Annotated in this window: 14 protein-coding genes; 9 read left to right on the top strand and 5 right to left on the bottom strand. The window is 65.5% G+C overall.

The window, feature by feature from the left end; translation table 11 throughout:
* The first annotated feature begins 32 nt into the window (after positions 1-32).
* The 6 genes from MSZK_RS16245 to MSZK_RS16220 are packed head-to-tail and all read left to right on the top strand — an operon-like array spanning position 33 to position 6,155.
* Entirely contained in the window at positions 33-1,103 is a 1,071-nt protein-coding gene (locus tag MSZK_RS16245; protein WP_371411349.1) for an MCE family protein, read from the top strand.
* On the top strand, positions 1,100-2,296 hold the full coding sequence (locus tag MSZK_RS16240; RefSeq protein WP_099249522.1) for an MlaD family protein: 1,197 nt from the start codon (positions 1,100-1,102) through the stop codon (positions 2,294-2,296). Before MSZK_RS16245 ends, MSZK_RS16240 begins: the two co-directional genes overlap by 4 nt.
* Positions 2,293-3,543, top strand: a complete 1,251-nt coding sequence (locus MSZK_RS16235; protein WP_099249520.1) for an MlaD family protein — start codon at positions 2,293-2,295, stop codon at positions 3,541-3,543. The genes MSZK_RS16240 and MSZK_RS16235 overlap by 4 nt, the downstream gene beginning before the upstream one ends.
* Positions 3,544-3,553: 10 nt before the next feature.
* Complete coding sequence (locus MSZK_RS16230) at positions 3,554-4,156, top strand: DUF3329 domain-containing protein (protein ID WP_371411345.1); 603 nt, start codon at positions 3,554-3,556, stop codon at positions 4,154-4,156.
* Positions 4,157-4,161: 5 nt separating this feature from the next.
* A complete protein-coding gene (locus MSZK_RS16225; protein WP_099249518.1) occupies positions 4,162-4,941 on the top strand; it encodes a mannan-binding lectin in 780 nt (259 codons plus the stop codon).
* 23 nt (positions 4,942-4,964) lie between these two features.
* On the top strand, positions 4,965-6,155 hold the full coding sequence (locus MSZK_RS16220; RefSeq protein ID WP_099249716.1) for a TetR/AcrR family transcriptional regulator: 1,191 nt from the start codon (positions 4,965-4,967) through the stop codon (positions 6,153-6,155).
* Here MSZK_RS16220 and MSZK_RS16215 read toward each other — a convergent pair whose 3' ends face one another.
* On the bottom strand, positions 6,156-6,965 hold the full coding sequence (locus tag MSZK_RS16215) for a family 16 glycosylhydrolase (RefSeq protein ID WP_233211348.1): 810 nt from the start codon (positions 6,963-6,965) through the stop codon (positions 6,156-6,158).
* Positions 6,966-7,110: 145 nt separating this feature from the next.
* Between MSZK_RS16215 and MSZK_RS16210 the strand changes: the two genes are divergently transcribed.
* A complete protein-coding gene (locus tag MSZK_RS16210) occupies positions 7,111-7,539 on the top strand; it encodes a hypothetical protein (RefSeq protein WP_099249514.1) in 429 nt (142 codons plus the stop codon).
* On the opposite strand, the gene MSZK_RS16205 is transcribed toward MSZK_RS16210, so the two are convergent.
* The 4 genes from MSZK_RS16205 to MSZK_RS16190 all read right to left on the bottom strand — a co-directional run bounded on the left by MSZK_RS16205 (position 7,536) and on the right by MSZK_RS16190 (position 10,224).
* Complete coding sequence (locus tag MSZK_RS16205) at positions 7,536-8,447, bottom strand: hypothetical protein (protein WP_099249512.1); 912 nt, start codon at positions 8,445-8,447, stop codon at positions 7,536-7,538. The genes MSZK_RS16210 and MSZK_RS16205 overlap by 4 nt on opposite strands.
* Positions 8,448-8,507: 60 nt before the next feature.
* On the bottom strand, positions 8,508-9,086 hold the full coding sequence (locus tag MSZK_RS16200; RefSeq protein ID WP_099249510.1) for a hypothetical protein: 579 nt from the start codon (positions 9,084-9,086) through the stop codon (positions 8,508-8,510).
* Positions 9,087-9,201: 115 nt separating this feature from the next.
* Positions 9,202-9,627, bottom strand: a complete 426-nt coding sequence (locus MSZK_RS16195; RefSeq protein WP_099249508.1) for a hypothetical protein — start codon at positions 9,625-9,627, stop codon at positions 9,202-9,204.
* A gap of 75 nt (positions 9,628-9,702) precedes the next feature.
* Positions 9,703-10,224, bottom strand: a complete 522-nt coding sequence (locus tag MSZK_RS16190) for a cupin domain-containing protein (RefSeq protein ID WP_233211347.1) — start codon at positions 10,222-10,224, stop codon at positions 9,703-9,705.
* 204 nt (positions 10,225-10,428) lie between these two features.
* Here MSZK_RS16190 and MSZK_RS16185 point away from each other — a divergent pair, with 204 nt between their 5' ends.
* Together MSZK_RS16185 and MSZK_RS16180 are read left to right on the top strand one after the other, a co-directional pair.
* The gene (locus MSZK_RS16185; protein ID WP_142389942.1) at positions 10,429-11,142 is read left to right on the top strand and encodes a hypothetical protein; all 714 of its coding nucleotides are present in this window, start codon (positions 10,429-10,431) and stop codon (positions 11,140-11,142) included.
* Positions 11,143-11,257: 115 nt separating this feature from the next.
* On the top strand, positions 11,258-11,500 hold the full coding sequence (locus MSZK_RS16180; RefSeq protein ID WP_099249504.1) for a hypothetical protein: 243 nt from the start codon (positions 11,258-11,260) through the stop codon (positions 11,498-11,500).
* Positions 11,501-11,627: the final 127 nt, after the last annotated feature.

Raw genomic sequence — 11,627 nt, 5'->3', positions numbered from 1 at the left:
CCCGGCTGGTGGCGATCGCGACGGTGGTCGTGGTGGTGATCGCGTCGGCGGTCACCGCCGCGTGGGCGTATTTCCGGTCGAGCACCGACCACATCACGCTGACCGCGCAGTTCGACAGCGCGGCGGGGCTGTATGTCGACAACACGGTGGCCGTGCTGGGGATGCCGGTCGGCAAGGTCACCGCGATCACCCCCAAGAGCGGCTACGTCGAAGTCGAGTTCACCGTCGACCGCGGTGTACAGATCCCGGCGGACGCGCAGGCGGTGACGATCTCGACGTCGATCCTGACCGACCGGCAGATCGAGCTCACCCCGCCCTACCGCGGCGGGCCAGTACTGGCCGACCACGACACGATCGGACTGTCCCGGACCAAGACGCCGGTCGAATTCGCAAGGGTGCTCGGTGTGCTGGACAAGATCTCCACCTCGCTGAAGGGCGACGGCAACGGCAACGGTCCGGTGGCCGACGTCATCAACTCCGGGGCGGCGATCGCCGACGGCAACGGCCAGAAGATCAAAGACGCGCTGGGCCAGCTGTCCAACGCGTTGCGGCTGTCCGCCGACGGCGGCGCGCAGACCCGTGATCAGCTGACCACGATCGTGCGCAACCTCAGCTCGCTACTGCAGGCCGCCGCCGACAACGACGCGACGCTGCGCGATTTCGGCACCACCGTGCGTCAGCTCAGCCAGATCGTCAACGACGAGAACTTCGGCAGCGGCACCACCGGCAAGACGATGAACACGCTGCTCACCCAGATCGGCGATTTCCTGGAGAAGAACCGCGACAACATCAAGGCCGTCGTCAACAACGCCAACACCACCGCCAACACCCTGGTGGAGCGGCAGCGCGACCTCAAGGAGTTCATCGACGTCGCCCCGCTCACCCTGGACAACCTGTACAACATCATCGACCAGCACAACGGGGCGGCCCGCGCCCGGGTGCTCACCGACCGGGTGTTGTTCGACAACCAGGCCACCAAGGAGATCTGCAACATGATGGGTCTGCGCCAACTGGGCTGCAGCACCGGCACATTGCAGGATTTCGGGCCGGACTTCGGGTTGACCTACGTGCTCGACGGCATGGCTGCGATGGGGCAGAAATGAGGAGGCTCAAGCGCACCGCCGCCGTGCTCGCCGTCGCCGTCGTGGCCACCGGGTGCTCGTCGGGCGGGTTGTCCAGCCTGCCGTTGCCGGCGCCGACGGTGGGTGGCGGCGGGTACCGGCTGACGGCGGTGTTCGCCAATGCGCTGAACCTGCCGGCCAAGGCCAAGGTGAAACTGGCCGGCGCCGATGTCGGCCAGATGGAGACGATGGTGGCGCGTAACTACACCGCGGTCACCACGATTCGGATCATGGATGGGGTGCGGCTGCCGCAGGGCAGCACCGCCGAACTGCGCTCAGCGACCCCGCTGGGCGATGTGTTCATCGCGTTGAAACCACCGCCGGATGCGGCGCCGAATACGCCGCTGTTGAAGGACGGCGACACCATCGGCCTGGACTCCACCACCGCGGCGGCGACGGTGGAGTCGGTGCTCAGTTCGGCGGCGGTGATGGTCAACGGCGGCGCGGTGCGCAACTTGACCAACATCGTCAACGGCATGGGCAAGGCGACCGGCGACCAGGGGCAGGCCTTTGGCGACCTGCTCGCCAAGACCAACGGCACGCTGTCCACGCTCACGGCACGGTCTGACCAGATCTCCGACGCGCTGACCGAAACCTCGCAGCTGGCCAAGGCTCTCGACGCCAAGAATCAGAAGCTCAGTGAGGTCATGGCGGCGGCAGGCCCGGCCACCGACACCCTAGCGGCCAACGCCGACACCATCGCCGACGTCGTCGCGCAGGTCGGCGCCACCAGCGACCAGTTGCAGAAATTCCCGTCGATCGCGGGCACCGACACCAGCGGGCGCAGCGTGATCGGCGATGCCAACACCATCGCCCGGTCGTGGAACGACCTGGTGCTGGCCCCGGACGCCAACCTGGCCGCGCTGAACCGGTTGATGCCGCCGTTCATCAAATCGACGCCCAGCAACGCGATTTCGGTGCGGGCCAGCATCGACCGGCTGGTGCTCGGCTCGATCCCCGACATCGGGTTCGGCGGCGACGTCGGCTTGCACGGGCCGAAGCGCTACGACTGGGCGCAGATGGCCGGCACGTTCAAGTACACGCTGTGGCGGCTGCAGCAGCGGGTGGTCGGCCAGGGCCCCGCTGTGCCGCAGGTGCCGGTGCTGCCCAGCCCCACCGATCCCGGCGAACTGATCGTCGCTCCGACGCCGCCGGCCGCGGAGCCGCCGCCATGATCGGGTCCGTAGCCAATCAGGTGGTGCGGGTCGTCACGTTCGGGCACCGGCACCGATTGTGGTTGTCCACCGCGGGTTTGGTGTTCACGCTGGTGATCGCCACCGCCTACGTGTTACTCGGGGCGCTGCGGGTGTCGCCGTTCGCATCGGCGTACCGGGTGACCATCGAGTTGCCGGAATCCGGTGGGCTGCTGCCCAATCAAGACGTCACGCTGCGTGGGGTGGCGATCGGGCGGGTGCAGTCGCTGGCGGTGACGCCCGACGGGGTATCCGCGGTGGCCAGTGTGCGCTCGGACGTGCGGATCCCGGCGGCCAGTCCGGTGCGGGTGTCGGGGCTCTCGGCCGCCGGTGAGCAATACATCGAGTTCGTGCCGGACTCCGATGCCGGCCCCTATCTGCACGACGGCAGTGTGGTGGCGCAGAAGAACACGTCGGTGCCGGTCAGCCTGGCGCAGCTGCTGGCCAACGCCGACGGCATGCTCAAGCAGGTCGACCCGGCCAAGCTCGAGCTGATCAAGAAAGAGCTCAGCCTGACCAAGGAGGGCCCGCAGAAGCTGGCCGACATCATCGACGGCGGCACGTTCCTGCTGTCGACGCTGGATTCGGTGCTGCCGCAGACCACCAGCATCCTGCGAACCAGCCGGATCGTGCTGAGCACCGCCGCGGACAAGAACGCGGGGATCGCTGTAGCCACCGGCAATCTGGGCCGCACGTTTACCGGAGTGAACAGGATGCTCGACGGGTATCGCCGGTTGGTGGATCAGACACCGCAGACCCTGTCGGCCACCGACACCCTGTTCGCCGACAACTCCGACACCATGGTGGGGCTGTTGACCAGCATGGCCACCGCGTCGCAGCTGCTGTATGTGCGGGTGCCCGCGCTCAACGCGCTGTTCCCCGACTACCGCGGGTCGGTACTCGACGCGCTGGGCAGCATCATGCACGACAACGGGCTGTGGGCGACCGCCGACATCTATCCGCGCTACGCCTGTGACTACGGCACGCCGCGGCGGCCACCGTCGTCGGCCGACTATCCCGAGCCGTACCTGTACACCTACTGCCGCGACGACGATCCCGCGGTGCTGATCCGCGGCGCCAAGAACGCCCCGCGGCCGGCCGGCGACGACACCGCCGGACCGCCGCCGGGTGCCGACCTGGGCGCGACCACCGACCCGACACCCAAGGGCCGCTACACCATTCCGACCCCCTATGGCGGCCCGGTGCTGCCGATCGAACCGCCGAGCTAAGGAGATTGCGGTGACTGCGACGACTGACGAGGCTGAACCCGAGACCGAGACCGATTCTTCGGTGGAGACCGAGGCTTCGGCGAAGACCGAGACTGAGGCCGTGCCCGCCGTGGAGCCGGTGGCGGAGAAGCCGTCGCGGTGGCGTCTGGTCCGTCGAGTCTTACTGGGCGCGTTGATCGTTGCGCTGCTCGGTGTGTCGGGCTTTCTGGGCTGGCAGGTGTGGCAGGAGCATCGGGTCGAGGTGGCGGCGCGTGACGGCCAGGCGGCGGCCGTGCGGTACGCGCAGATACTGACCAGCATCGACTCCAACAACGTCGACCAGAACTTCGCCGAGGTGCTCAACGGCGCCACCGGTGAATTCAAGGACATGTACTCGCAATCCAGCGCGCAGCTGCGCCAGCTGCTGGTCGACAACAAGGCGTCCGCGCGCGGGATCGTCATCGATTCGGCCGTGCAGTCGGCGACCCCGGACACGGTGGTGGTGCTGCTGTTCGTCGACCAGACGGTGTCCAACACCGCCGCGCCGGATCCGCGGATCGACCGCAGCCGGGTGAAGATGACCCTGGAGAAGGTCGACGGTGCGTGGCGGGCCAGCAAAGTCCAGTTACCCTGACGCACATGAGGATTCGAGTGGTGTTCGGGGTGCTGGCGGTCGGGGCGTTGGCCGTCACGCCGGTGGCACAGGCCTCGGCGCCGGACTTCTGTACCGGTCTCGGGGCGGACTGGGACGGCCAGTACTGTCACACCTCGGTGCTCTCGGAACGCAAGGCGGTCCGCGACATCAAGGTGGCGGTGCCGGGTGATCTGGTGGACAACCCGGTGACGGGCCCGACGATCCGGGATTATCTGACGCAGCTGGTGAACAACTGGCGCAGCGTCGGCCTGCACATGGCGGCCGACAGCTTCGGCGAGGAGAACTTCCAGATCCTGCAGCGCGGCGACGTGCTCAGTGTGGTGTTCCACGAGGACTATCACGCCGACGGACCCAAGCCCAACAATGCTTTTCGCACGTTCACCTGGGACATGGCGCGTGGGGTGCGGCTGGGGCTGGCCGACATGCTCAAGCCCGGGGTGGATTTCGGCGCGATCGCCTCGCTGGGGCAGCCATTCATCATCGACGCACTGGATCAGGCGCCACCACCGCATCAGCCCGGCACGTATCCGTTCGTAGTGGATCGATGGGGGCCGGACAAGGTGTATTCCGGTGGGTACAAGGCGTGGGCGTTGTCCGGTGACGAGCTGATCCTGTACATGCCGGACTATCCGGTGGCCCATGATTCGCCGATCAACTACACGCCGGGGATCATGCAGTGGTCGATGGACGGTGGGACGGTGCAGGCGCATATCCCGTTGGCCGCGCTGAGTTCGGTGCTGCGTCCGCAGTTCGGCGGAACGTGACCGCGTCAGAGGGGGAGCCCACCGTGCGGCGCCGGCCCAAGGACCGCAAGGCGCAGATCGCGCGCGCGTCGGCCGACGCGTTCGGGTCGCAGGGCTACCACGCCGTCAGCATGGAGGACATCGCCGCGCGGGTCGGCATCACCCCGGCGGCGCTGTACCGGCACTCCCCCAGCAAGTACGACCTGTTCCGCGACGCGGTGCTGGGCCTGGGGCAGATGCTGGTCGACGCCACCGCGTTCGCCGACGATGTGGGTGACGACGATCCGGTGATGACGTTGCGGGCGTGGACGTCCGCGCTGATCGACACCGCGATCGCACAGCGCACCGCCGGCGGGCTGTACCGGTGGGAGGCCCGCTATCTTCGGGACCCGGATCGCGCCGTGCTGGTCGATCAACTCAAGGTGGTCAACCACCGTGCGCAGCGTCCGCTGCTGACACTGCGCCCGAAGCTGACGGCAAACCAGCGGTGGACGCTGTCGTCAGCGGCGCTGACGGTGATCGGAAGCATCACCGACCACACGAACCCACTGGCGGCCAACGATATTCGGTCCTGTCTGACTGCGATGGTCGCGGACATTCTGGCGGCCGAGCTACCACCAGTGCGCCGCCGCGCGGCGCCGAGGCCCCAGCCGATCGTCGTCGGCGCGGCGGCAGGGATGTACGAGCATGTGCTGTACGAGGCGGTGCGGCTGTTCTACGAGCACGGCTACCGCAACACCAGCATGGAGGACATCGCGTCGGCGGTCGGCATCCAGGCCTCGGGGCTGTACCGGTCGTTCCCGGGCAAGGCCGACATCCTGGCGCTGGTGTACCGGCGAGCGGCCGACCGGCATTCCAGTGACACCGCCGACGCCCTGTCGCGGACGGCCGATCCCGAGGAGGCCCTGCACGAGGTGATCGACGAGTACCTCGGGCGGGTGATGGAGTGGCCGGATCTGCCGTACGTGTATTACACGGAGCGCCAGAATGTTCCGGAGGCAGACCTGCGGGTGCTGGAGACCATCGAGCATTCGACGATGGACGCGTGGGCGCGGTTGGTGACGACGGTGCGGCCGCAGATGAAGATCGGTGCGGCCCGGTACGCGGTGGGGGCGGCGTTCGCGTTGACGGCGGATTTCCGGCGACTGTTCGCGCGGGAGTCGGGCCCGGAGTCGGTGGCGACGATCCGCCGGCTGATGGAGGTCACGCTGCTGGGCCGCCCGACGGTGGCGTAGCTACCAGACCCGGATGTAGTCGATCAGCATGTTGGCCGGATATTTGCCGCCGCTCGGATCTCCGCCGCCGGAGCCGGCGACCGCGAGGTCGAACACCGGAAACATCTGGTAGCCAGGGTCATTGAACTGCCAGTCGGGCAGCGAGCGGGCCGGGACGGTGAAGTAGGGCGCGGCGCCGTCCTTGGAGAAGCTCATGCCCGCGTCGTTCCAGACGACGCGCCAGGTGTGCCAGGCGCTGTCGACGGAGATGGTCTGGCTGACGTGCTCGCCGCCGTTGAGCTTGGCGTGCACGGCGGTGCCGGGTGCCCACTTGCCGTTGCCGTACCACTCCATGACGTCGACTTCGCCGCCGTTGACTGGGCTTTCGTTGGACAGGTAGAAGGCGGGCCAGCAGCCGGGGGTGAGGCAGTCCATCTTCATCCGGGCTTCCCAGGTGTGGCCGATCCCGCCCTGCCACTTCCCGAAGATCTTGCCGCTGTAGTAGGTGGGGCCGTCCTTGGCGGCGTGGAAAACGAGGTTGGAGTTGCCGTCGAGGTAGACGTTGCGGCGGTCGTCGCGGTATTGGCCGACGTTCTCGGGCAGCTCCCAGAAGGTGGGGTCTTCCATCGTTTCGCGGGCCAGGGCGGTGGTCCACTTGGACGGGTCGGGAGCCGAGCCGGCGGGGCCGTCGAACTCGTCGTGGAAGAGGTAGGTCTGCGGGGCCGGGGCTTGCGGGCCGGATGTCGATGGTCTGGCGCCGGCCTGCGGGATCTTGGCGGCGGCGACCAGAAGGCCGAGGCCGGTGGTCATGAGCATCTGGCGTCGATCCATTCGTCCATGAAAGCGTGCCGTTTTGACGGGACGCAACCTTGTCGTTGACTGTGTGCCTATTGAGCTGCGGTTATGCGGCCTGCGGTCGTACTGTGGGCGGGTGGATAAGACAGCGGCGACGCCGGCGCCCCCACCGGACGCGATCATGCGGGCGATCAACCCGCTGATGCGATACCTGTTGCGCACCCCGCTGGCAGGCGGCTTGCGCAAGCAGTTCATGGTGCTGACGTTCAAGGGCCGCAAGACCGGACGGCAGTTCGTGGTGCCGGTTTCCGCACATCTCATCGACGGTGAGCTGTATGCGCTGGTGGAGTCGGTGTGGAAGCTGAACTTCCGCGGTGGGGCTGCCGCGTCGGTCTTGTACGACGGGCGTGAGCGGACGATGCGGGGCGAGCTGGTCGAGGATCCCGCGGAGACGGCGTCGCTGTTCCATCGGTGTGCGGTGGCGTACGGGCCGAAGCGGGCCCAGCGGATGATGGGGCTGCAGTTCCGCGATGGCCGGGTGCCGACGTTGGAGGAATTCACCGAGGCTGTCGCGGTGAACAAGCTGGCGGCGATTCGGTTCACTGGTTAGGACTTCAGGCTCGGTGGCTCGGCCCTCTGCGCTGCCTGGTGACCGACGGCACCAAAGACCGCGACCGCCACAGCGCCGCCAACGGCGCCGACGAACCCGAGTGCGACAACCCAGCCCATCCCGGGCCTGGAGCTGTCGCCGAGGAACACGACACCGATGACGCCGGGGACGACAGTCTCGCCGACGACGAGGGCTGCGGTGGCCCCGTTCACCGAGCCGAGTTGCAGTGCCACGGTATGGAGGTAGAAGCCGCCGATGCCGGCAAAAGCGACGGTCCACGCCGCGGGGTCCGCGAGGAGGATCCACGGCTGAAGTGGTTCGAGACCATCGAGCACGCGGACGCCAACGGCGAGCATGCCGAACAGCACACCCGCGATCAGCCCGGCCATGACTGCGCTGCGGGAGCCGAGGATGCGGGTGAGGGCAATGCCGCCGAGCACGATGAGCACCGACACTGCGAGGACGATCCAATGGATGGGCCGGTCGTGGTTCACCGGGCCGCGCTCACCAGAGCCGAGGCCGAGGACGAACAGCGAGGCGATCACCGCGGTGATGGCGATCCAGTCGCGGGTATGCAGGCCGATGCCGAGCACGGCGATACCGAGCACAGCGGTGACGACGAGATTGGCGCTGATGATGGTCTGGGACAGGAAGAGTGGAATCAGGCGCGCCGAGACCGCGCTTCCGGCGAAGCCGATGACATCGAGGACGATGCCGACGATGAAGGCGACGGTCAGCGCGGCGTGCATGGTCGACAGGAGCGTCGGACCGCCGGTCGCGGTGACGTGGCCGGTGGCGCCGCGATCGCGGGCGGCGGCCGCCGATCGTCGTGCCCCGTAGGCCTGCAGCACCGACGAGACCCCGTAGCCGAAGCAGGCCAGGAGCGCTGCCGCGACGCCGATCATCATTGGTCGAGGTTAGCTGCCGAAGCTCGGCGGTTGCGCTAAGGAGCGATGTTAGGAGAGCGGTCAGGCCCCGGCGCACACCTGAGAGTCACGGATGGTGGTGCCGTAGACGTTGGCGGTGGCGATGTGCGCGTTGAGTTGACCGGACGGCAGCTGCTGCTTCATGTTGGCGCTGATCTGGGTGAGCTGATACCAGAGGTGGTACATCGAATCCCCGTTGTAGACAGGCGAATACTCGCTCTGGTCGGGGTAATTCACGACGAACAGGGTGTGGGCGCGGGCGTCGAGAAAGGCCGCGGACTGATCGAGGTTGGCTTCGATGGTGTCTGCGGCTGGTTGGACGCCGGGGGCTGTCCAGTCGTCGTGCGCGTTGCCGAGGAAGTGTTGGAAGCCGAGGGTTTGGCCCATCAGGGTGTCGTATTGGGCGTTGAACCACTGGCAGGAGTCACGCATGGCGGTGACTTGCTCGGGGGTGACGCGGGTCTGCCAGAGGTTGTAGGGGTAGACGCTGGCGTTGGGCTGCCAGTCGGATGGGTGCGGGACGAACTGCGGCAGTGACGGGGTGGGGTTGTCGGCGTGGGCTATTGGGGTGATTCCGGCGGCTGACAGGAGCGCTATTGCTGACGTGAGCCACTTGCGCATGGATCGATTCTTTCGTGTGCGCGTCGGCCGTGTCCAGGGTTCCATACGCGTCTTCATACGATTCGAAGAGACATTGACGTGGGGCCGTCGCGGGAATGCAGTCAAGACGCAGCAGCTAATCGCAGTAGTCGCAGGCTCCGGTTAAGGATAGTTGGATACCGCACTTGCAGAACTGGGAGTTTTCACGACTGACGTCACGGGACCGCTCACGACGTGGGCGAATTTCGTTGACTGGGTGGGCGACGTACCAGGTGCCCGATCGTGAACTAGGTTCGCGAGTGACTTCGCTTCCAAGAATCTCGACTATTTCCTCTTCTGAGGTGAACCCATTTGTGTAGCCGTAATAGATGTGCAGAGCGGGCATCCCGTTGCGACGTGTCGCGAGGACATACGGCTTGCTGGAGTCGAGGGACATTGCTTGATATCTGTCAATCCCCGCAGCGGAAGTCATCTTGACGATGAACTCATGATTTTCTGTAGGGACCCGCGCCTTCGCCAACGCGGAGAGCAGCGAATCGGATCCTTGCTCAGCTGCTGTCATGGCTTCGACTCAACTCCCGTGTATCGCATCTACGTTAGCTACCGAGGGCAAGCCGACGGTCATCCGTCTTCGCACTTAGCTCGACGCGGGCGGCGGGGTGCCGATCAGGACAGCAGCCATACGGTAGCCGTCGGGGCCGGCTTTCCACGCGTGATCGACGCCGTTCATGACGACCATATCGCCGGCCTCGACGCGATGGGCACCGTCATCGAGGACGAGGTCAACGCTTCCGCTGAGGACTATTTCGAGGTCGAGGGTGTCGGTGTGATGCTTGGGCGTCTCGGTGTTAGCGCCTTGATCGACGACCATCCAACGCACGTGTCCCGGTTCAAGGTATTGGTCGATCAGGTCGGCGTTACCCTGCGGGCGAGCGGGCGGCGGAGTTTGGCTCGTGTTGTAGGGGATGGCCAATCCGAAACCGGGTGCGACGGCATTGATTTCGACCTCGCCCTTGCTAACAACGCAGGATCTTCCGTCGACATCGACGCCTGTGATGAACAGTCGCATGAGGTGTTCGCCTTTCGTGGTGTTGGCGATGTCAGCGTAGTCGGGGCCTAACGGCAGGGGCGGCCCGCCCGAACCCAGTTGTTCGGTCATGCCAGATGGTCCGCAACTGCGGTAATCAGCCAACGCGTCATGACTAGATAAATTTGGCGGCGGCGATCCGCATCAGCGCGGTCGCACTCAGCAAATCCGGAAACGGCAGGCCCACCGCAAGATTTTCGCGGGTGGCCGGTACAGCTCGCACGGTACTAGTGGAGAATGCGCTGAGTCCCCGCCGCACTGCCCGGAGGAGGAATGATGGCGCACCGGCTCACGAAAGGCGAGCGACTTGAGCGTCTGGTTGCTACCTGTCGTCGACGCGTCGACGCAAATCATGGTGCGCCGCGGTCCTTAACCCACACGCCCGACAGCTTGCTCTCGACCCTCGCGCGCGACGCTGGTTACCAACGGATCTCGCTGAAGTTTCTTGAGGAGCTGGGAGCGAAGCTCCAGGCCGCAGGTCTAAGCACATTTCCGGACCTCTCTGATCCCACGATTAGCCGCACAACGCGGATCTACCTGTTTGACCGCAACCACCCAATCGAGGGCATTCAACCTTCTCGCTTTCTCTTCGAGGATGAGAAGCAGATGTCGCGATTCCTTACTGCCAACTTCGCGGCGCTGTCCTACGCCAGGAAGAACGCTCTGAAACTGCGGGGCCCCGAAGTTCGCATCGCCGGCAATTGCATAATCGACCTGCTTGCGGAGAGCAGGAAATCCGGCGAATTAATCGGCTTCGAGTTGAAGGCCAGAGAAGCCGATGAACGGATAGTCGCGCAGGCGAAGAAATACATGACCGCGCTCAACCAACAGGCAAAGAAAGAGCACAGGCCGGGAGCTCAGCTCCTGATTGTCACCGGGCAGCCTGATGAGTCGCTGAAAGAGAGCATTCAACTTCTGTCCGAGAAGTACGAGGTGCCGACCAAGTGGTTGCTGTACAAGTTGTCCGTGGACCTCACCGATAGCCCCTAAATCTCTGTAGTCGTCGGGCTAGAAGCCGCGCGCGGGTCCGAGAGCCAAAAACAGTCGGCCTGAGATATGCGCCAATAGCGAAAACCGTCGCTTGATCACGCTTTAACCTCGAACCATGGCACGCATCCGCTCACTTGCCCATGACAAAAAACCAGCGCGGCCTCCTGCTACCGAGGTCGATTGCTTATATACATCAGTTAGAACACGCGACGGTGAGACCCTTCTTCGGTTCGCCACGATGGGCTCAGATTCACGCAAATTAGAGCCCAAGCCGAGCCAGATAATTGAACTTGATGAAATGATGGCACGGCAGTTCTTGCGGGCGATACTCGAAATTTTTCCTGCCGCGCTTCCTTAGCCGACGCTGGTGACCGCGTAGCCTGGTTACCTCTGCGCCGCCGCACATGCGAGACGAGCCGATGCGGTGGGGCGCCCGTTCCGGGCTAGCAGGCAAGCCAAGCTCTGCACTTCGAAGTGCCGTCGTT

The sequence above is a fragment of the Mycobacterium sp. shizuoka-1 genome, assembly GCF_002723835.1.
Taxonomy (GTDB): Bacteria; Actinomycetota; Actinomycetes; order Mycobacteriales; family Mycobacteriaceae; genus Mycobacterium.
This window is presented reverse-complemented; position numbering and strand designations above follow the sequence as displayed.